The 20638-nt window shown below is 68.7% G+C and carries 21 protein-coding genes; 11 read left to right on the top strand and 10 right to left on the bottom strand.

Annotated elements, in window-relative coordinates; genetic code table 11:
• The first annotated feature begins 203 nt into the window (after window positions 1-203).
• The 4 genes from ACWEKS_RS02490 to ACWEKS_RS02475 all read left to right on the top strand — a co-directional run bounded on the left by ACWEKS_RS02490 (window position 204) and on the right by ACWEKS_RS02475 (window position 4074).
• Window positions 204-968, top strand: a complete 765-nt coding sequence (locus tag ACWEKS_RS02490; protein WP_452338442.1) for an alpha/beta fold hydrolase — start codon at window positions 204-206, stop codon at window positions 966-968.
• A 24-nt stretch (window positions 969-992) separates the two neighbouring features.
• Window positions 993-1553, top strand: a complete 561-nt coding sequence (locus ACWEKS_RS02485; RefSeq protein ID WP_452338441.1) for a YdeI/OmpD-associated family protein — start codon at window positions 993-995, stop codon at window positions 1551-1553.
• Window positions 1550-2548, top strand: a complete 999-nt coding sequence (locus ACWEKS_RS02480; RefSeq protein WP_452338440.1) for a sucrase ferredoxin — start codon at window positions 1550-1552, stop codon at window positions 2546-2548. Before ACWEKS_RS02485 ends, ACWEKS_RS02480 begins: the two co-directional genes overlap by 4 nt.
• A 371-nt stretch (window positions 2549-2919) precedes the next feature.
• Complete coding sequence (locus ACWEKS_RS02475) at window positions 2920-4074, top strand: serine/threonine-protein kinase (protein WP_452338439.1); 1155 nt, start codon at window positions 2920-2922, stop codon at window positions 4072-4074.
• A gap of 171 nt (window positions 4075-4245) precedes the next feature.
• Here ACWEKS_RS02475 and ACWEKS_RS02470 read toward each other — a convergent pair whose 3' ends face one another.
• Window positions 4246-4887: a response regulator transcription factor gene (locus ACWEKS_RS02470; RefSeq protein ID WP_356997136.1), complete on the bottom strand. Its 642-nt coding sequence runs from the start codon at window positions 4885-4887 to the stop codon at window positions 4246-4248.
• 61 nt (window positions 4888-4948) lie between these two features.
• Window positions 4949-6247, bottom strand: coding sequence for an ATP-binding protein (locus tag ACWEKS_RS02465; protein ID WP_452338438.1), 1299 nt, complete (start codon window positions 6245-6247; stop codon window positions 4949-4951).
• Window positions 6248-6537: 290 nt separating this feature from the next.
• Between ACWEKS_RS02465 and ACWEKS_RS02460 the strand changes: the two genes are divergently transcribed.
• On the top strand, window positions 6538-6951 hold the full coding sequence (locus tag ACWEKS_RS02460) for a nitroreductase family deazaflavin-dependent oxidoreductase (protein ID WP_452338437.1): 414 nt from the start codon (window positions 6538-6540) through the stop codon (window positions 6949-6951).
• 45 nt (window positions 6952-6996) lie between these two features.
• Here the strand turns inward: ACWEKS_RS02460 and ACWEKS_RS02455 are convergent, their stop codons facing one another.
• Window positions 6997-7617, bottom strand: a complete 621-nt coding sequence (locus tag ACWEKS_RS02455) for a hypothetical protein (protein ID WP_452338436.1) — start codon at window positions 7615-7617, stop codon at window positions 6997-6999.
• A 266-nt stretch (window positions 7618-7883) separates the two neighbouring features.
• Here ACWEKS_RS02455 and ACWEKS_RS02450 point away from each other — a divergent pair, with 266 nt between their 5' ends.
• Window positions 7884-8267 (top strand): VOC family protein, encoded by a 384-nt coding sequence (locus ACWEKS_RS02450; protein ID WP_354830292.1) that lies wholly within the window; start codon window positions 7884-7886, stop codon window positions 8265-8267.
• Window positions 8268-8327: 60 nt separating this feature from the next.
• On the opposite strand, the gene ACWEKS_RS02445 is transcribed toward ACWEKS_RS02450, so the two are convergent.
• From ACWEKS_RS02445 to ACWEKS_RS02425, 5 genes are all read right to left on the bottom strand, one after another.
• Window positions 8328-8540, bottom strand: coding sequence for a DUF397 domain-containing protein (locus tag ACWEKS_RS02445; RefSeq protein ID WP_452338435.1), 213 nt, complete (start codon window positions 8538-8540; stop codon window positions 8328-8330).
• Between the two features lie 180 nt (window positions 8541-8720).
• Window positions 8721-9464, bottom strand: a complete 744-nt coding sequence (locus tag ACWEKS_RS02440; protein WP_452338434.1) for an SDR family oxidoreductase — start codon at window positions 9462-9464, stop codon at window positions 8721-8723.
• 17 nt (window positions 9465-9481) lie between these two features.
• Window positions 9482-9892 (bottom strand): DUF3224 domain-containing protein, encoded by a 411-nt coding sequence (locus ACWEKS_RS02435; RefSeq protein WP_452338433.1) that lies wholly within the window; start codon window positions 9890-9892, stop codon window positions 9482-9484.
• A 31-nt stretch (window positions 9893-9923) separates the two neighbouring features.
• Window positions 9924-11417 (bottom strand): UbiD family decarboxylase, encoded by a 1494-nt coding sequence (locus ACWEKS_RS02430; RefSeq protein WP_452338432.1) that lies wholly within the window; start codon window positions 11415-11417, stop codon window positions 9924-9926.
• A 22-nt stretch (window positions 11418-11439) separates the two neighbouring features.
• Window positions 11440-12021 carry a UbiX family flavin prenyltransferase gene (locus tag ACWEKS_RS02425; protein ID WP_452338431.1) on the bottom strand — a complete coding sequence of 194 codons (582 nt, stop codon included), beginning with the start codon at window positions 12019-12021 and terminating at the stop codon, window positions 11440-11442.
• A gap of 168 nt (window positions 12022-12189) precedes the next feature.
• Here ACWEKS_RS02425 and ACWEKS_RS02420 point away from each other — a divergent pair, with 168 nt between their 5' ends.
• The 4 genes from ACWEKS_RS02420 (at window position 12190) to ACWEKS_RS02405 (ending at window position 16168) form a co-directional block, all read left to right on the top strand.
• Window positions 12190-13197, top strand: coding sequence for an AraC family transcriptional regulator ligand-binding domain-containing protein (locus ACWEKS_RS02420; protein ID WP_452338430.1), 1008 nt, complete (start codon window positions 12190-12192; stop codon window positions 13195-13197).
• 190 nt (window positions 13198-13387) lie between these two features.
• Window positions 13388-13981: an MspA family porin gene (locus ACWEKS_RS02415; RefSeq protein ID WP_452338429.1), complete on the top strand. Its 594-nt coding sequence runs from the start codon at window positions 13388-13390 to the stop codon at window positions 13979-13981.
• Between the two features lie 116 nt (window positions 13982-14097).
• Window positions 14098-15969: a PspC domain-containing protein gene (locus ACWEKS_RS02410; protein WP_452338428.1), complete on the top strand. Its 1872-nt coding sequence runs from the start codon at window positions 14098-14100 to the stop codon at window positions 15967-15969.
• Window positions 15962-16168, top strand: coding sequence for a hypothetical protein (locus ACWEKS_RS02405; RefSeq protein ID WP_354830305.1), 207 nt, complete (start codon window positions 15962-15964; stop codon window positions 16166-16168). The genes ACWEKS_RS02410 and ACWEKS_RS02405 overlap by 8 nt, the downstream gene beginning before the upstream one ends.
• A 129-nt stretch (window positions 16169-16297) precedes the next feature.
• On the opposite strand, the gene guaA is transcribed toward ACWEKS_RS02405, so the two are convergent.
• Complete coding sequence (gene guaA, locus ACWEKS_RS02400; protein ID WP_452338427.1) at window positions 16298-17863, bottom strand: glutamine-hydrolyzing GMP synthase; 1566 nt, start codon at window positions 17861-17863, stop codon at window positions 16298-16300.
• A gap of 450 nt (window positions 17864-18313) precedes the next feature.
• On the opposite strand from guaA, the gene ACWEKS_RS02395 reads away from it, so the two are divergent.
• Window positions 18314-19138, top strand: coding sequence for an alpha/beta fold hydrolase (locus ACWEKS_RS02395; RefSeq protein WP_452338426.1), 825 nt, complete (start codon window positions 18314-18316; stop codon window positions 19136-19138).
• 266 nt (window positions 19139-19404) lie between these two features.
• On the opposite strand, the gene ACWEKS_RS02390 is transcribed toward ACWEKS_RS02395, so the two are convergent.
• Window positions 19405-20538 carry a GuaB3 family IMP dehydrogenase-related protein gene (locus tag ACWEKS_RS02390; protein WP_452338425.1) on the bottom strand — a complete coding sequence of 378 codons (1134 nt, stop codon included), beginning with the start codon at window positions 20536-20538 and terminating at the stop codon, window positions 19405-19407.
• Window positions 20539-20638 lie beyond the last annotated feature (100 nt).

The following is a 20638-nucleotide window of genomic DNA, read 5'->3' as shown; positions in this document are numbered from 1 at the left end:
CGCTACCGTCACGGTTGACCGATTATCGACAATGTGAAAGTGATCTATTTCACATGCCGTAGCAAGCGGATATCACGCCAGGATGTGCAGGGTTTCGCCATCATTCGCCATCCGAATGAATAGGCAACCGAATCGGTAAATCGATATGGCGCTGCACACAAACTGGGGCGCCGCCCGGACCCCTATCCGTACTCTGGACCATCGTGGAGTCAGCGGTCACCCGGGTCGAGTTCGAAGACGTCCGGATCGCCTACCGGGATTCCGGCGCGACGGGCGGGCATCTCTACAGCGACACCCCCGTGGTGCTGGTGCACGGCATGGGCGGGGACGGGCACACCTGGGATCGATTCGCCACCCAGCTGGTGCGGCGCGGACGCCGGGTGATCATCCCCGACCTGCGCGGGCACGGACGCAGCGCCCACACCGCCTCCTACCGATTCCCGGAATTCGGGGCCGACCTGCTGCGGCTGTGCGATCGGCTCGGACTGGAAACGGTGGATCTGGTCGGCCACTCGCTCGGTGGATACGCCATCTCGTGGCTGGCAATGGAACGCCCGGACCTGGTGCGGCGCTTGGTGATCGAGGAACAGCCGCTGCCGCTGCGCTCCGGCGGCGAGCAGATGCGGTTCACGCGCAGGCTGCCGTCGATCCCGGAACTGTGGCACGCCACCACCAGCATCATCCGGCATCCGCGGGCGGTGCTGGCCTTCGATCGCTCCATGACCGGGGTGGCGCTCGAGCAGTTCCGCAAGCCCTATCCGGAGTGGTGGGAGGGGCTGTCCGACATCACCGCGCCCACGCTGTTCCTGCGCGGCGGACCCGGCGGCATGGTGGACCCGGACAAGCTCGAGCAGGTGCGCGCGAGCCTGCCCGATTGCACGATTCGCACCTTCGGGTGCGGGCACAGCATCCACCGCGACCGCTACCACCGGTTCGAGGCCGAAGTGCTCCCCTTTCTGGGGCACTGAGCTGCCGGAATCTACAGTTGAACGGTGTCCGCATCCGAGCGTCCCACGCTGTGGTTTCCCGACGAGCAGTCGTTCCAGGACTGGCTGTCGGCCAATCACGCAGCGGTGGACGGCATTTGGCTGAAGTTCGCGAAGAAGGGCTCCGGGTACGCCTCGCTGGACTATGACGGCGCGCTGCGGCAGGCCCTGCGCTTCGGCTGGATCGACGGGCAGTCCAAGAAGCTCGACGAGGACTTCTTCGTCATGGGTTTCACGCCGCGCCGCCCGCGCAGCCAGTGGTCGCAGCGCGATGTCGGGCTGGTGGACGAACTGATCGCGACCGGGCTCATGCATCCGGCCGGGCAGGCCGAGGTGGACCGGGCCAGGGCGGACGGCCGCTGGAACAATGCCGTCGGCCGGGATCTGCCGGAGGATTTCCTCGCGGCGCTGGCCCGGCATCCGGAGGCGGCGACCTTCTTCGAAACGCTGCCCACGCAGTCGCGCATCGCGGTCGGCTACCACCTGGGCAGCGCGGTGCGGCCGGAGGCGCGAGCGCGGCGGCTGGCGCAGGTGATCCGGAAGCTGATCGACGGGAAGCCATTGTGACGGGGTTCGAGGGATTGTCGTGTTCGGCTGCGGCGCTGGAGGTCCCGCTACCCGGGAGCGCGACCCGCATCACCGGCTGGCTGTGCGTCGAGCAGCCCGGGGCGTGGGGTCGCGATGTGATCGGCGACGAGGTGCTCGGGCCCGACATCACGCCCGAACTGGCGGCGCGCACCAAGGCGGCGCACGTCCGGCCGACCCTGATCCGGCGGCCCGGGCGCCAGGAATTCACGGGTGTGCGAACGGTTCTGCTCGCCAGTTCGCGGCCGGAGGGATCCTGGTGCGAGCGCCTCGAGATCAGTGACCTGCGTGAGCTGCTGGATCTGGACCTGCACCTGCTCAACGGCCCGGCCCCGGGAATCGGTGCGGCCGTGACGGATCCGCTGGTCCTGGTCTGCGCGCACGGCAAACGCGATCAGTGCTGCGCGCTGCTGGGCCGCCCCATCGCCGCGAGCCTGTCCGCCGCCCACCCCGACCGGGTGTGGGAGTGCTCGCACACCGGCGGCCACCGCTTCGCCCCCGCCGTCATCGTCCTCCCCACCGGGCTCACTTACGGCCGCCTGGACGAGGATTCGGCCCACGCCATGCTCGCCGCCGCCGACAAGGGCGAGGTCTCGCTCACCGGGTTGCGCGGCCGCAGCTGCTACACCCCGGTCGAGCAGGTCGCGGAAGTCGCGGTCCGCCAGCGCATCGCGGATGCCTCCTACACCCTGACCACCCCGCTCCTCGACGACAGCGGGCTGGCGACCACGGTCCCCGGGGACGCCGATCCGACCGCGGGCATCGACGACCTCACCGTCGAACCGGCCCCGGGCGACACCGAATACGCGACCGACCCGGCCACTTTCGCGGGCGCGGCCCGGGTCACCCATCGCGATGGGCGCAGCTGGCTGGTCACCACCCGCACCCTCGCCTACTCGCCTCGCCAGGCCAGCTGCGGCGCCGCCCCGAAACCCGCCACCGCAGTAGAGGTCGACCATATAAGGCAATTCGCGTGACGGCCGGCCGGCGAATTACAGGTTCGGAATTAGAGTTCGCTCAGTAGCGTGCGACATGTTCACGAATATGACGAGTCATCGAGTCCAAGGCCACAAAAAGAAACCCCCGAAAAATAGGGGCGGGCCCCTTCACTGCACATTGTGATAAGAGGCGGGTCCGCGCGAGCCTCCGAGGACTGTCGCGGCGGCGGTGACTGTCGCCGTTCGGTCAGTTTCACCCGGAAAGCCAGCAGGCCCGCAAGATTCTCTCCAGGCCGGGCGCGCGGGCGCCGAGAAGCGAAACGCGCTGTGTCCGTATGGGTCTGGAAGAAATACCCAGGTCTGCACCCGGATGCCCAGCAAACCTCGGGTTTCGAAGCAGGCCAGTCAAGATGGTTTTCCGCTACCCTGCACCCGTGACCGAACGCGCCCGTCCCATTGTCGGCCCCGACTATCTGGTGGCCGGCCGCTACCGCCTGCAGTCGAAGCTGGGCGGTGGTGGCATGGGTGCCGTGTGGCTGGCGACCGATCGGCTGCTGCACCGCGATGTCGCCATCAAGCAGGTCCTCACCACGCAGGGGCTCAGCGAGGAGGAGGCGCAGGAGGTCCGCAGCCGGATCATGCACGAGGGCCGGGTGGCGGCCAAGCTGTCGCACGAGCACGCCATCGCCGTGTACGACGTGGTGCTGGAGGCCGGTGAGCCCTGGCTGGTGATGGAGTATCTGCCCTCGCGCAGTGTGGCCAAAGCCCTTGCGCTGGTGGATCAGCTGTCCCCGATCGAGGTGGCGCAGATCGGCGCGCAGGTGGCGGACGCGCTGGCGACCGCACACGCCGCCGGCATCGTGCACCGCGACATCAAGCCGGGCAATATCCTGGTCGCCGATCGCGGCGACGAGGTCGGCAAGGTCAAGCTCAGCGACTTCGGCATCTCCAGCGGCGCCAACGACGCCACCGAGGAGATCGGTGACGTCATCACCGGCACCCCGGCCTACCTGCCGCCGGAGGTCGCGCGCGGCGCCCGCCCCACCACCGCCAGCGACGTATTCTCCCTCGGCGCAACGCTGTACACCGCCATCGAGGGGCGGCCGCCCTACGGCTTCGACGAGGACAGCGATGTCATCGTGGAACGCGCCGCCATGGCCCAGATCACCCCGCCCGCCCGCAGCGGCCCGCTCACCGAGGTGCTGCTGCACATGATGGAGCCGGCCCCGCAGCGCCGCCCCACCATGACCGAGGCGCGCAACGAAATCCTCACCGCCGCCTTCGGTCCCGGCACCGCGCCCTACATCCTGGGCGCGCCGGTCCGCACCGAGGACGGGACGATCCCGGCCTGGGCGGCCCGCAATTCCGCCGCCGGGCTGCGCAGCCCGCACTCCAGCCCGCTCCCCCGCCCGCAGCGGCAGGCGGCCGCGGCTCCGGCTGCCCCGCAACCCAAGTCGAAGGGCTTCGACCTGAGCGCCCTGGGCCCGAACGCGGGCCCGCTCGCGGTGGCGATCGGCCTGCTCATCGGCCTGCTGATCATCATCGTGATCTTGGTCGTGATCTAGCGGCTGCTGGCCGCCGAGGTTTTCAGACGCCCAAAGCGACAACTGATTTCGCGCGGCGAGGGTAACTCGTCGGGTACCTTCGAAATCGGTTCGGCACCCAACCGCCGGCACGCATGCGAAACGGGCAACGGCACTCAGCCGGGCGCTGGAGGCTCGGGGAGGCGGGGGAGCTCAGTCGATACGACGTCGGTGGGCCCAGCGGGTGAGGGCGTTCCGGTTCGACTGCTGGGTCTTGCGCAGTACGTTCGACGCGTGCGTCTCGACCGTTTTCACCGAGATGAACAGGGTCTCCGCGATCTCGCGGTAGGTGTAGCCGCGCGCCAGCAGGCGCAGCACCTCGAGCTCGCGCGGGGTCAGTGAGTCCAGTTCCGGGTCCAGCGGGGGCTCGGGCACCGGCGACCTGCCGGTGAAGGAGTCCAGTACGAAGCCGGCCAGCCGCGGCGAGAATACCGCGTCGCCACCGGAGACCCGGCGGATCCCGTCGGCCAGCTCCGGCCCCGAGATGGTCTTGGTGACGTACCCGCGCGCGCCCGCCCGGATCACCGCGATCACGTCCTCGGCCGCGTCGGAGACGCTGAGCGCCAGGCACACCGGTCCCGGATCGATGCCCTGCAGCACCGCGACCCCGCCCCCGTCGGGCATGTGCACGTCCAGCAGCACCACGTCCGGCGCGGTCGTCTTGATCCCGGCGATGGCCTCGGCCACCCCGCCCGCCTCGCCGACGACCTCCATATCGGATTCGCGGCTCAGTTCCGCCCGCACCCCGGACCGGAACACGGCATGATCGTCGACCAGAAAGACCCGGACGCTCACCTAAGACTCCTCACCTGACGCCGAACCGAACCCTGACCCCATCGGTACCACACTCCGCGGCTCACAGCTGGGTGGCGTCTTCCGGGGTGTCGGTCTGCACCACCAGCCGTTCGTCGCCACCGTCCTTGCGCGGCATGAAGATTCGCACCTCGGTGCCGTTGCCGGGCGCGGACTTGATCTCCACGTGCCCGCCGCGGCGTTCGATGCGGGCGTGGATGGATTTGGCCACGCCCTGCCGGTCCTTCGACACCGCGTCCGGGTCGAAGCCCTTGCCGCGGTCGCGCACGAAGACGCTGACCTGATGCGGCTCCACCTCGGCGTACAGGTCGATGGTCGGCACCCCGGCGTGCTTGGCGGCATTGACCAGCGCCTCCCGGGCGGCCCCGAGCAGCGCCGTGAAATGTTCCTTGGGCAGCCCGATTCCGCTGTCGTCGAGGTCCATGGACACGTCGCCCACGGTGACCGGGGTGACCTTCACCCCGTGCTGGTCCTCCACCTCGCCGGCGATGGTACGCAGCGCGGCGGCCAGGCTGGACTGCGCGGGCCCGGTGTCCTCGAACAGCCACTTGCGCAGCTCGCGTTCCTGACTGCGGGCCAGCCGCACCACTTCCTGCGGGTCGCCGGCCTGCCGCTGGATCAGGGCCAGCGTCTGCAGTACGGAATCGTGCAGGTGCGAGGCGATCTCCTCGCGTTCGTCATTGCGGATCCGCGCCGAGCGCTCGGCATTCAGCGCGCGCATCATGCGCAGCCACAGCGGCACGGTCAGCAGCCCGGCCCCGACCAGGGTCACCGCCACCGCCAGCAGCGCCGACCCGAGCGAGCTGAGGTTGATCCGCCCCAGCACCACCACGCCCAGCCCGACCACGATGAGGGTGGCCCCGCCGACGATGCGCGCCCAGGTGACCACCGAGGGTTTGGCGGGCAGCCCGATGACGGATCTCGGCCCGTCCGCGTCGAATTCGCGCCACACCAGCGCCGCACCGACCGCCACCACGATGATCGGCCCCACCACATGCGCGGCCGTCCCGTTGAACACCCACGCGGTGGCGACCGCCAAAGCCATCCCGAGCAGCGCCAATCCGATGGCCTGCCGCCGCTCCGACCCGGTCGGCGGAGCCGCGTCACCCCCGGCGGGCGTGAAGATCCACAGCATCCCGTAGGCCACGATCCCGGCCCCGGCCAGCGCGGACAGCAGCACGAAACCGATCCGCACCTTGAACACGTCGATCCCGAGGTGATCGGCGAGCCCGCCCGCGACCCCACCCACGATGCGCCCGCCGGTACGCCGCACCAGCTTGGGCTGGGTCACGGGAGTGACCGCCCCGCGGGCAGGGTCGTACAGGGGCGCGGACGGATACATGCCTTCGATACTGGCACGGCCCGGTGACACCCGACATCGGGAAACACCCCGATTCGATCCCTGAGGCGCCGTTTTGTCCGGACCGGACGGGAAAGACACGCTGACCTGGTCGGCTATCGGATGCGGCCCGGGGTCCTCCGGTCCCGCGGCCGATCGCGCCCCGACCGGACCGGATGGCCGCCCCCGAGCTACGACCGGACCGCAGCCTCCCTGCCCCGCCCACTGACGAAGCGGAATTTCTCCACGGCCCGCTCGGTTGGCAGCAGCAGATCTGGAACAGGACAGGGGTTATGAACGCATTCAACGAATCCGTGATCGAGGAGTTTCGGGCCAACGGCGGGAAGGTCGGCGGGACGTTCGAGGGGCGGACCAATATGGTGCTGATCACCACGACCGGGGCGAAATCCGGCCGGGCGATCACCAATCCGCTCGTCTACGTCCCCGACGGTGAGCGCATCGTTCTCATCGCGTCCAACGGCGGCGCGGACAAGCATCCCGCCTGGTATCACAACCTGCGTGCCGATCCCCGGCTCACGGTGGAGGTCGGTGACGAAACATTCACGGGCAAGGCGGAATTCGTCACCAGGCCGGAAGCCGACGAGCTCTATGACCGCATGGTCGAGCTCATGCCGGTGTTCGCCGAATACCGGGTCAAGACGACCCGCAAGATTCCCGTGATCGCGGTGTACCGCGAAACCGCCTGAAACAAACAGCGGATCCCACCTGACGGCAGAGCTTTGAAGCTCGAGCTAGCCGCTGAGGCTCGGCAGTAGTCCGCCCAGCCCGCGTCCTGGGTTGTTCGAACCGCCCCGTCCGGTACCGGGGGTGTCCGAATCGTCTTGTCCGGCACCGGGGATCGTCGAGTCATCCTGCTGGTGATTCTGGGAGTAGTACGGGCTCGCCGGGTTGTCAGGGTTCAAGGGGCTGTTGGGATCCTGGGGATTGGCCATCAGGCAGGCGGTGTCGGTCAGATCGCAGGGTTCGGTCAGACTCGGTGTCGTGGGAGTCGGCACAGGTGTCGGTGTCGAGGTCGGGGGAGTCGGCACGGGTGTCGGTGTCGCCGTCGAGCTCGGGGGCGTCGGGGCGACCGGGGCGGGGGACGAGGGGATACCGGGCCCACCGGGATTCAACCCGTCCGGAGACCCGGGAGTCGAGCTGGTCCCTGCCCCAGTTCCCGTCCCCGCTCCGGTGCCCGCCGCAGTGCCGCCGCCCGTGCCGGTGGCGTCGGGTGTGGTGGCAGCTGGTGTGCTCGCGGTGCCGCCGGGGTCACCGGTGGTTGCGGCGGCGATGGCCGGAGCCCCGGCGAGTGCGGCGGCCATCAGGGCAGCGGCGAAAATTCTGCTGGTACGGGACACGAGTGGACTGGACAACTGCTCTCCTACGATCATCCTGGCCCGCCGCAGCCCGGCGCGCCGTCGGCTCGAGCCAATCACCCGAAGATGCGAGGACGATCGGCGCCCGGTGCCAGTTGGCTGTGAATGATGCAGGCGCGTAACAACTTTGGTGCCGAAGGTAGTTCACTCGGCCGATCGCACCCGAATTCCGCCGGTGTGATCCATGCCACTGCCTGTCACATATGGCCGACGTGGCCGGTCGAGAGAGTGAACCCGCAAACAACGGCAGGAAAGAGAAGACAATGGCTCTGCAGGTCACCACCATCATGCTGGCAGTCGACGACATGGAGCGTTCCAAGAAGTTCTACGTCGCCCTCGGCGCGAAGCTCGGCCAGGACTTCCCGAACTTCGCCTCGTTCGAACTCGACGGCGGTTCCGCCCTCGGCATCTACCCGGTGGCCCACGCCGCCGGCGACGCCGGAGTCTCCCCGGAGGGCACCGGCTTCCGCGGCGTCTCCTTCCACCACATCGTCGACACCACCGAGGAAGTCGACGCCGTGATCGACACCGCCATCTCCTCCGGCGGCGCAATCGTCAAGCCCGCCACCGCCGCCCAATGGGGTGGCTACTTCGGCTACATCGCCGACCCCGACGGCCACCTCTGGAAGATCGCCACCTCCGCATGACCGCGGCCTCGACGGTCGACGGCCCGAAATCGAATGGGCCGCTGACCTTTCGACTGTCGGTCAACTCCTCGGGCAGTCGAGCCCGCCGCTGTCCAAGCAACGGGTGAACACATCCCACTCGCCAGGCGTGAACACCAGCGCCGGGCCATCGGCGTCCTTCGAGTCACGAACGCCGACCTTCCCCTCATTCAGGAATGCGACCTCGACACACTCCCCACCGGCCTGGCTGTAGCTGCTCTTGAACCACTGTGCATTGGGCAGGTGGGCGTTCACGGTGCGTACTCCCTTGCGATCCGTCTCAACAGGTTTCGAGAGGCTGTCTCGTCCAAGGCGGCCTGACGGAGGGTCTCGTGGGCAGAATACCGGCGGCCACGAAAACCATTGCGGGAAAGGTGACCTCGCCGACCGCGAAGGCCGACGAGGCCACCCACTCACCTGAAGGCAGCGGCAGTACTAGACCGTGCCGCCGTTGACGCGGATGTTCTGGGCGGTCACCCAGCCACCCGCGTCGGAGGCGAGAAACGCGACCACGGCGGCGATCTCGTCGGGCCGGCCGAGCCTGCCGAAGGCGCTCAACGCTTCCAGGCCGGCGAGGAACTGTTCGCTCTTGCCGATCCGGTAGGTCTCGGTCTCCGTGGCGCCGGGGCTGACGGTATTGATGCTGATGCCGCGCTTGCCGAAATCCTTGGACAGGATATGGGTGAACTGTTCGACCGCGCCCTTGGTGGCGTCGTAGACCGCGTAGCCGGGCAACATCAATCCGGTCGTCGAACTCGAGATCGTGATGATGCGCCCGTCGTCGGCCAGGTGGTCCCAGGCCAGCTGCAGACCGTGGAACACGCCCTTGACGTTCACCGCGAAGCTGCGATCGAACTCTTCGGAGGTGACCTGGTCGAACGGCTTGGTGATGGCCACCGCCGCATTGTTCACCAGGATGTCCCAGCGGCCGAAGGCGGAGAGCAACTGCTCCACCATCGCCCGGTACTCGTCCGCGTTCGTCACATCCGCCGCGATCTCGATCGCGCTGCCGCCGGCCGATTCGATCTCGGCGACAGCGGCTTTGGCGAGCTCGGGAGTGTGCGGGTGATTGATCACCACCTGCGCGCCCGCGGCCGCCAGGGCGCGGGCGATGGCCGTGCCGATACCGGTGGCCGCCCCGGTCACCAGGGCCGTTCTGCCGGCCAGTGATTCAGACATGCGGTGTCCCTTACCTTCTACTCGAACCAGTAGTCGAGCCAGATCTCGGCGTTCTCACCGAGGTTGGCCTTGAAGCCACCGGTGCCCCGCAAGCCGGCCAGCTTGCCGGTGCCCGACTCGGGCACCACGAACCACTCACCGCTGACGATATTGTCGGCGACGCTGCCCTGGTCCTGCAGCAGGAAGGTGCCCGCCCGGCCGGCGATGGTGCCGGTGACCCGCTCGATGCCGACGAAGCTGGCGCTGCCGTCCGCATTGGCGGACTGCAGGAACTCCACCACGCCCTCACCGGAGATGTCGCCGCTGAAGCTCTCCTCGACGTGGATCCGGGTCAGCACCGGGCCCTCGGCCGGCTCCTCGTAGGCCGCCGGCTCGTACTTGTGGACGGTGATCCGGCCGGTGGCGTGGGTGGTTTCGGGATTGCTCATCAATTTTCTCCTTCGTTTCTCGGAATACGGATCAGCGGTAGCCGTACTTCTGCCAGTTCGACAGCACGCGCTGCTGAATCTCTGCGGGCCAGCCGTTTTCGAAGCTGCCCTTCACCGGGCGCTTGCCCTCCGGGTAGAGGTCGGCGAGCAGGCAGTTGTAGACCACCTTGCCCGCCATGAAGGTGTGCTTCTCCTCGTCGTCGAGGTACACCGGCAGGTCGTCGCTGAGCTTGTGCGGGAAATGGAATTCACCGCGCTCCACGTCGGGGTGCGACCGGGTCGCGAACGCCCACACCACCTCGTCGAGGTTGGTGATGTCGACATCGTCCTCGACCAGCAGGATCTTGGGTGCGTTGACCGATGCCTTGCCGGTGAACGCCACATCGGCGACCCGCTGTACCAATTCGGCCGAGGAGATCCCGAGAGTCCGGTGCCAGTCCTGGCGCACCGACAGGGTCAGCCAGTGCATGGCGGCCTCTGGGGTGTGCCAGGCCGAGGAGATCGGCAACCCGGCCTGACGCAATTGGTAGAGCAGTTCCGCGCCGTGCATGGTGGCGGTGCAGGTGTGGTCTTCCTCGACCGGCGGGCCCGCGGCGACCACCGGCAGGATGGCACCGTCGCGATAGGTGATCGCGGTGACATCGAAACGCGCCTTCGGAGAAGCGACAGTGGCGTTGTAGCCCGGGAATTCGTTGAACGGGCCCTCCATGACGGTTTCGTCGATCGACACGAAGCCCTCGATCACGATCTCCGCGGTCGCGGGCACCAGCAGGTCGACCGTCTCGGCCGGCACCACCTCGATGCCCTCACCGAAATAGCCGCCGATGAAGTCGCACTCGGATACGCCGTCCGGCAACGGCATTCCGCCGACGAACGGCAGTCCCGGCTCCACGCCCAGCGCCAGCACGATCGGCATCGGCTTGCCGATCTCGGCCCACTTCGAGCGGACGATGCCCAGATGCTGCACCGGAGCGATCAGACAGGCCAGGCTCTTGCGGTCGTGGATCATCATGCGGTTGACCGACCAGTTCGTCCACGACCCGTCCGGGGTCCGGGCGATATTGATGCCCCAGGTCTCGATGTAGCGACCGCCGTCGTTGCCGTGAATGCGCGGCGTCGGGAAGATCGTCAGGTCGACGTCGTCACCGAGCAGGATGTTCTGCTTGCACGGAGCACCCGCCCTGGGTACCTCCACCGGCGGAATACCCGGCTTGCTGCGGGCCTCGACCAGCGCCTCCATCAGCTCCTGGCCCTTCGCCTCGGCGGGTAGCCCGAGCGCCATCGTGATGCGCGCCAACTGATGTTCGGCGCTGCTGAATGCGCCGGGGGCGCCCAGCACCCGGAACCCGGTATCGCCGTATCCGGTGACGTTGGTGAAAAGCGGTGCGGGAGCCCGCAGATCGTAGGAGCGCCGGGTGACCGCACCGATCTCCAGATCCCAGTCGACCTCGTGATCGATGGTCTGCAGCTCGCCGATCCGCTCCAGCTCGGAGAGAAATTCGCGCAGGCTCTTCAGATGTTTCACGGATGATTCCTTCGAGGAGGGGTCACTCGCCCCAGCGGGGCATATCCGGTAGATCGATGCCGAACAGATCCAGCGCCCGGCCGACGGTGTGATCGACCAGTTCGTCGATGCTGTCGGGGCGCAGATAGAAGGCGGGCACCGGCGGCATCACGATGCCGCCGGATTCGGTGACCGCGGTCATCGCGCGCAGATGGCCCAGTGTCAGCGGGGTTTCGCGCACCATCAGCACCAGCCGGCGCCGTTCCTTGAGGGTCACGTCCGCCGCGCGGGTGAGCAGGTTGTCACCGTTGCTGTAGGCGATGGCCGACAGCGTGCGAATCGAGCACGGCGCCACCAGCATTCCCGCCGTCCGGAACGAGCCCGATGCGATGGCCGCCCCGATGTCGGCGGGACGGTAGACCACGTCGGCCATGGCCGCGAGATCCTTTGCGCTGAACCCGGTTTCGTAGGCCCGGGTCTGCTGCCCGGCGGGAGTCACCACCAGATGGGTCTGCACCCCGGCCTTGCGCGCAAGTTCCAAGGCCCGGATGCCATAGGCGATTCCGGTCGCTCCGCTGATTCCCACCACCAGCCGCCGCGGTTCCCCGGTTCCAGTCTCTGACACCGCCTCAGCGTTGCCGACCAGGGGCGACTCGCAGAAGGACCGTTCATGTCAGGTAGGGAACCGAATGCGTCATCCTCGATCGGCCGCCGCGGCGCAGGCGATCCACCACCGATTTCGCCGAGAGCGTGACCCGGGCGTCGGATTCCGGTCAGCGCTTACGATGACCATGTGTTCGATTCGGTGCCCGCCTATAGCGCAGTATTGGCCCGATGCGTACTGAACACGGCGGGCGAAGGAGTCGACACGCGCATGCTGCTGCGTGACGCCGGCCTGCCGCAGTCGGTGCTGACGACCGAGCACGGCATGGTGTCCAGCGGCGCTTACCTGCGGCTGTGGGAGAACGCCGAATTCCGCCAGGATGCACCGGAAGTCGGATTGCGGATCGCCACGACGTACCGGATCGGCCGATTCGGCATCTTCGACTACCTGTTCAGCACGGCCGCCACCGTCGCCGAAGGGCTCGCCGCGGTGCGGCGCAGCAGCGCGTTGATGGCCACCACCAATCACCACTACAGGTCGGCTCCGGACTCGGGCGACAGCGAGCACACCATGGTGCTGGAGATGATCGACGGCGAGGGGCGCGGCGCCGATCTGACCATCCAGGCCGCCTACGCCAGCACGCTGGCTCGCATCCGGCACGCCAGCGGGGCATCGATCACCCCGGCCCGAATCACCTTGCGACAGCAGCCACCTCGGGCCATGGGCGCGTTCGTCGACGCCTTCGGTACTGCGGCCATCGACTTCGGCGCCCCGTTCGACAGCGTGACGCTGCGGACCTGCGACCTGGCGTTGCCGCTGCGCACCGCCGATCCGGTACTCGCGGAAATCGTGCGTGGGCACGCGGAGTCGCTGTCGGCTCCGCTGCTCGACGCGCTCTCCTGGCCGGAGCAGGTGCAGCGGGTGCTACGGGAGATGCTCGGTGGGGACGACGTCTCACTGAACGCCGTCGCGCGATGCCTGACCGTGAGCCCGCGAACCCTGCAACGCCATCTGGCCGAATCCGGCACCACCTGGCGGCGCGAACTGGACCTCGCCCGGCAGACGGTGGCCCGGCAGGCCGCCGAGACCACCACCAAGTCGTCGCTGGCCCACCGTCTCGGCTATTCCGATGTGCGCGCACTGCGCCGCGCGGCTCGCCGCTGGGACTCCGGCGAGGAGGAGCAGCAGGCGAGCTGACAACCGGGCTGCCCGCCCTGCCGCCGATCCCCACAGCCGACTCCCAGGAAACCCGCAGTGATCATGGAGATTCGCCGCTGATCATCGACAACGGCCCGCGCAGCGTGCCGCAGATTTGGGCAGGATCGCGGGGAGAACAATGCAGGGCGCACGGGTACTGGCGGCTGTCGTGGCAGCCGCCGGATACGCAATGATCACGGCACACGCCAGCGCGGCCTACGCGCCGCACGAGAAAACCTATTCGACGGCAAGCGGATTCGCGTTCACCGTCGGACAGCGGGACCTGGACGCCCGGCCGATCGCGCCCTTGAACGGCATGCCGACCAATCGAGAAGTGTTCCTGGACAGCACTTCCTACGGGACCGTGCCCGCGGGAGCCACCGGACATCTGAAGACCGGGTACTACGTGGCCTGCCAGGCGGACATCGACGCCAAGTTGCACATCGACCCGGAACTCGACCTCAACCCGACCGTCACCGCCACTGCCGGGCTCGACACCTCGCTCGGCCCGCACGCCGGCGTCGACCTCAGCGTCGGACCCACGGTCACCGGCGGCGTCGGCGTCGACATCTCCATCGCCCCGGGCAAGATCGCCGACGTGGTCGCCGGGGAGAAGGACCTGCCGGGCAACGGCGGCACCGGAACACTGCTGATCCAGGACTTCCACCTCATGGTCGGCGACTGCGGCGGACCACTCACCATCCGGCCCTACACGCTCATCAGCGCCGACTCCGGACCCGACGGCGGCAGCGGCGCGGTCTACGGCGACCCCATCACCCTGTAGGGCCCGGGACCGCACCCAACGCCGCCGGTAGGGCACGGCTCCGGGCCGAAGTTCAGGTACCCATTCAGGGTGATCCCCGATGCGCCCGGACAACGCCGAACAGCACGATGGAAGCCATGACGAGAACGAGCGACTGGTCCAAGAGCGCCGGGCGTACCGGCTTCTCCGATCAGCTTCACGATCTGTGGCAGACCCGGCCGATGCGCTTCCCGAAGGACGGACCGCTCGCGGGCGTGGCCGTCGGCTTCGGCCGCCGCTACAACGTGGACCCCGTCCTGGTGCGGGTGGCGTTCGTGGTGTCGGCGCTGTTCGGCGGCGCGGGCATCGTGCTCTACCTGCTCGGCTGGCTGCTGCTCCCGCAGGCGGGCGACCAGTCCTCGCCGGCGGAATCGCTGTTCGGCCGCGGCCAGTCCTCGCAGAACTCGTCCCGGACCATCGTGCTCATGGTGGCGTTGGGGATCGCCGTGAGCACGATGGGACCCGTCGGCGTCGGGCTCGGCGGGTCCGGCGTCATCAGCTTCGCGCTCATGCTGGCCGGCTGGTGGCTGCTCTACCAGCGCCAAACCCAGCCGCCCGCCGCCTATTTCGACCAGACGGCCGCCGACAGCCTCCTCAACACCGGCTACCCCGGTACCACCAACCCGTACTGGACCGGCTACCCGGGCGCCAACGCCGTCACCTTCCAGACCTACGGCCCGTACACCACCCTCCCGGACCACTACGAGCCCGATCCGAACCAGGCGCCCGCGCCGGAATCCGCTGCCGCCCAGCCCATGTCGCCGCCCGGCACGGAACAGCAGCCCGCCCTGGGCGGCGACGCCGGCACAGCGGTACTCCGCGCCAACCCGCCCGACGCCGGCACCGCCGTCCTGCACCCGGAATCGCCTACCCCGCAGCATCTTCCGGACGCCGCGGTAACCGAGGTGCTCGATACGCGCTACGCCCCAGCATCCTCCGTGGCCGACACCGTGGTGCTACAGAAGTCCGGATCCCCCTCGGGCCCGGGCACTTCCGGAGAGCCGGCCGACGCCGCCCGGACCGGGACCCCGGATCAGGGCCCGGCCGGGAACCAGCGGGCGGATTCCGGGCAGCCCGGCAGCACAGGTCCGGCCGCACCGGTCGACATGAGCAAGCCCGGATCCCCTGCCACGCCTGCCCCGAACAACCCCGCACCGACCGACGACTGGAACACCGGCGGAAACGAGACGCCCGCCCTCCCCCAGATCGGCGAACCCCGTGTGCTGCACCAGATTCCGTCGGCCACCGATCGCCCCCGGGCCGGATTCGGGCCCGCGCCCATCTCCCCCGACTTCGGGCCCACCCCGCCCGGCTGGGATCCGCTCGGCGTGGCCCCGCTGGCCTGGGAGCTCCCCGAGCCGGGCATGCCGCTGCAGCAGACCGCCGTGCAGGCGCCCCCGCGCCGGCCGCGCTCCCGGCTGACCGCGGTCACCATCGGCCTCGCGATCCTGGCCGCCGCCGCAGCGGGTTCCGTGGCCGCCTCGGGCGTGGACTGGATGACCCCGGCCCGGATCGGGTCCGCGGCGCTCGCGGTGATCGCGCTCGGTCTGATCATCGGCGCGTTCCTGCGCCGCGGCCACGGCCTCATGGTGCTCCTCGCCCCGCTGGCCGGATTCGTCATCCTGGCCTCGCTGGTGGGTCCCATCGAATTCGATCAGGGCGCGATGGGCGACCACCGGTGGGCCGCCGCAACGGCTTCCGAGCTCCTGCCCGAGTACCACGTCAGCATGGGTTCGGGCACCCTCGACCTGAGCAGGCTGCAGCTGACCGAGGACCGCGACGTCGCGGTGAAGGTCCGCATGGGCGACGCCCGCGTGGTGCTACCGCCCAACCTGCGCGTCAATACGACATGCACTGTCCGCATAGGCGATTCGAATTGCCTGAGCGGAATGTCCGGCCCGGCGACGGGTCCCGTCCTGAACCTGACCGTCGATGTGCAGATGGGAAATGCGGAGGTGAACCGTGGCTGAGAACCAGAACAAGAACCGTCGTCCCTCGTTCGGACTCCTGCTGGCCGGCCTGCTGGGCCTGGGCGTGAGCGTGTGGGCCTTCGTCGGCCCCCACTTCTGGCCCGTCTCCGGCGGACTGTCCCTGGGCTGGATCGTGGTGATCGCCGCCATAGTCGTCGGCATCGTCCTGGTTCTCACCCCGAGGAAGAACCGGGACTAGCGAGCCGACCGCGCTGCCCCTTCCCCTCGCCGGGGTAGCGCACGTTCCTTCAAGGAACTGCCCTTCCGAGAAGGCCGAAGGCCCCGCACCCTTCCGGGTGCGGGGCCTTCGCGTGTCAATGGGAGACACTCACTCCCATTCGATGGTCCCCGGCGGCTTGCTCGTCACGTCGAGCACCACGCGGTTGACCTCCGCCACCTCATTGGTGATGCGGGTGGAGATGCGCTCCAGCACGTCGTAGGGCAGGCGGGTCCAGTCGGCCGTCATGGCGTCCTCGCTGGAGACCGGGCGCAGCACGATCGGGTGGCCGTAGGTGCGGCCGTCGCCCTGCACGCCCACGCTGCGGACATCGGCCAGCAACACCACCGGGCACTGCCAGATCGACTTGTCCAGACCGGCGGCCGTAAGCTCCTCGCGCGCAATGGCATCCGCCTGGCGCAGCAGCTCCAGCCGGTCGTGGGTCACCTCACCGATGATGCGGATCGCCAGACCCGGACCCGGGAACGGCTGGCGCGCAACGATTTCCTCCGGCAGGCCCAGCTCGCGGCCGACCGCGCGCACCTCGTCCTTGAACAGCAGCCGCAGCGGCTCGACGAGCGCGAACTCCAGATCGTCGGGCAGACCGCCGACATTGTGGTGGCTCTTGATGTTCGCGGTGCCCGCACCGCCGCCGGACTCCACGACGTCGGGGTACAGCGTGCCCTGCACCAGGAACTCGACCTTGGTCTCGCCCTGCTCGCCGACCACCTCGGAGACCGCGTCCTCGAACGACCGGATGAACTCCCGGCCGATGATCTTGCGCTTCTCCTCCGGATCGGTGATGCCCTTCAGCTCACCCAGGAACTTCTCCACCGCGTCGACGGTGACCAGCTTGGCCCCGGTCGCGGCGACGAAATCACGCTGCACCTGCTCACGCTCACCCGCGCGCAGCAGACCGTGATCGACGAACACGCAGGTGAGGCGATCACCGATGGCCCGCTGCACCAGCGCCGCCGCCACCGCGGAGTCCACGCCGCCGGACAACCCGCAGATGGCGTGCCCGTCCCCGACCTGCTCGCGCACCTGGGCGATCAGCGCGTCGGCGATATTGGCGGGCGTCCACGCGCCCGGAATCTCGGCGATCTCGTGCAGGAACCGGCTCAGCACCTGCTGACCGTGCGGCGAATGCAGCACCTCCGGGTGGTACTGCACACCCGCCAGCTTGCGCGCCCGGTCCTCGAACGCGGCGACCGGTGCGCCCGCGGAGGTCGCGGTCACCTCGAACCCGGCGGGGGCATCGGTGACGGCATCGCCGTGGCTCATCCACACCGGCTGCCGGGTCGGCAGGCCGCCGTGCAGGATGCCGCCGTCCACGCTCAGCTCGGTGCGGCCGTATTCGCGAGTCCCGGTGTGCGCCACCGTCCCGCCGAGCGCCTGCGCCATGGCCTGGAATCCGTAGCAGATACCGAAGACCGGCAACTCCAGATCGAACAGCCGCGCGTCCAGCTGCGGCGCGCCCTCGGTGTACACGCTGCTCGGCCCGCCGGAGAGAATCACCGCGAGGGGGTTCTTCTCCGCGATCTCCTCCACGGTGATCGTGTGCGGAACCACCTCGGAATACACACTCGCTTCGCGCACCCGGCGCGCGATCAACTGCGCGTACTGCGCGCCGAAGTCGACGACAAGGACTGGTCGCTGGGTTTCTGCCACGGCCATAGTCTAGTGAGCGATACACATCACATTGACCACGCCTCCCCGGCCTTTGGTATCCGCTGGATATACCTGCGGATCGGTAGGTGGCAACTGATCTTGTGAGAGGCGGGTAACTCACCGGGTACGTCCAAATTCGGTTCGGCACCCAGCCGCCGGCCCGGGTGCGTGGCAGTCAACGGCACCGAGCCGCCCGCCTAAGTCTCGGGGAGGCGGAATGGACCTCCACCCCGGGCCGAAGTCCGCCGCGGCCTCGGCAGCGGCGGCCGCGCCCGGCCCGGAAGTGGTGGCATCGGGACGGTATTCGCGTCGGGTGGGTCACCGATAGGGACTTCCGGCCCATTCCTCGCGAACCTCGGCCAGTCGCGTCGGGACACGGCCGACCCGTCGCACCGAGCGTCGCGGTGCGCAGGAAAGCTCGCCGGATTGTCACCGGTGCTGGCTATCCTCTACCTCGTGCCATTCGCCCGTGCGATCGATGCCGAGATCCACTACGAGGACAGCGGGGGCGGAGGCCCGGTGGTGCTGTTGGGGCACGAATTCCTCATGGACCGAACGATGTTCGCATCGCAACAGGCGGCGCTGACACCAGAGTTCCGGATCGTGACCTGGGATGCGCGCGGGCACGGCCGCACCCGCGACGAGGGGCTGCCGTTCACGTACTGGACCTCCGCCCGGGACGCGCTGACCGTACTGGATCAGCTCGGCGCGGAACGCGCCGTGGTGGGCGGGATTTCGCAGGGCGGCTTCATCGCCCTCCGCACCGCGCTGCTGGCCCCGGGTCGCGTCGCCGCCCTCGTCCTGCTCTCCAGCGAGGCGCACGAACCCACCCCGGCCGAACTCGCCAACGCCCGTAGGTTCCTCGACAAATGGTATGAGGACGGGCCCCGCCCGGCCCTCGCCGAATACCTGGCCCGCTGGCTCATCGGCGACGACGACTGGTACCGCGCCGTCTGGGTGAAACGCTGGCTCGCCCGCGACCCCACTGCCACCGAGGTGGCCGCCGGCGCTCTGCTGGGCCGCGACTCGGTCCTGGACCGACTATCCGAAATCACCTGCCCCGCTTTGGTCATCCACCCCACCCGCTCCGGCGTCCCCCGCTCCCACGCCCGCGAACTCGCCGACCGCCTCCCCAATGCCCACTACCTCGAAATCGAAGGCGCCCGGCAAACGGTGAACATGACCCACCCCGTGGCCGTCAACACCGCGGTCCGAGAATTCCTCCGCGACTTGACTCCCCCGCCGCCCCGCGCTTTCAGCGCCCAGCTCGGGAGCCGTTGACTCCGTTCGCAAAGGTGACAACTGATTTCGTACCGATCCGGGTAACTCGTCGGGTACGTCCAAAATCGTTTCGGCACCCGACCGCCGGCACGCATGCACGACCGTCGACGGCTCCCGAGCCGGGCGCTGAAGGCACGGGGAGGCGGCGGAGACCGATCCAGGACTTCGACAGCGGCCGAGGTCAACCGGTGGCACGGACGTCGGATACAGTTCGCGCCCTTGCACATTCGGGTGAATGTACAAGGGCGCGAGGCCGTGCTCTGTGGTCAGGCGCGGATGTTCAAACCGACCTTCTGGAATTCCTTGAGGTCGCTGTAGCCGGTCTTCGCCATCGAACGACGCAGGCCGCCAACCAGATTCAGCGAACCGAACGGGTCGTTGGAGGGGCCGTAGAGGACCTGGTCCAGCGGGACGCGCTCCTCGTCGACGGCGTACGGCAGCACGGCGCCGCGCGGCACCGACGGGTGCGCGGCGGCCGACGGCCAGTACCAGCCGTTGCCCGGGGTCTCCCGGGCCATGGCCAGCGGCACGCCCAGCATGACCGCGTCCGCGCCACAGGCGATCGCCTTGGCGATGTGGCCCGAGGTCAGCGTCTCGCCGTCGGCGATGACGTGCACGTAGCGCCCGCCGGTCTCGTCCAGGTAGTCGCGACGCGCGGCCGCGGCGTCGGCGATGGCGGTGGCCATCGGAACCCCGATGCCGAGCACCTCACCCGTGGTGGTGGCGCCCTGCATGGAGCCGTAGCCGACGATGACGCCCGCCGCGCCGGTGCGCATCAGGTGCAGCGCGGTGCGGTGATCGGACACGCCGCCCGCCACCACCGGCACATCCAGCTCGGCGATGAAGGTCTTCATGTTCAACGGCTCACCGTCGCCCACGTGCTCGGCCGAGATGATGGTGCCGTGCACCACCAGCAGGTCGATGCCCGCCTGCACCAGCGCCGGGGTCAGCGCTCGCGCGTTCTGCGGGCTCACCCGCACCGCGGTGGTGATACCGGCCGCACGCACCTGCGCGACCGCGGCGGCCAGCAGATCCGGCTGCATCGGGGCGGCGTGCAGCTCCTGCAGCAGCGCCACTGCGGCCTCGGTGCCCTCCTTCTCGCCGACCTCGGTCAGCTGCTGGATCTTGGCGGCCACATCGGTGTGCCGGGCCCACAGGCCCTCACCATTGATGACGCCCAGACCGCCGGCCTTACCCAGCTCGATGGCGAACTCCGGCGACACCAGCGCGTCGGTGGGATGCGCCAGGAACGGGATCTCGAAGCGGTAGGCGTCCAGCTGCCAGGACAGCGACACCTGCTTGGACGAGCGGGTCCGACGGGACGGCACGATGTCGATATCGTCCAGTTCGTAGGTGCGCCGGGCGGTCCGGCCCATGCCGATCTCGACCATATCGCGCATCGTCAGTCCTCCTGTGTCTGATTTGCCCTCCGCTTCGCTCCGGGCGGGTTCGCGGCGCTGGAAGTCTCGTTCTTCCCTTCTCCGCTCCTCCGCTTCGCTC

It is taken from the genome of Nocardia sp. NPDC004711 (assembly GCF_053601595.1).
The sequence above is the reverse complement of the archived record's forward strand: the minus strand, read 5'-3'. Positions and strand labels throughout refer to the sequence as shown.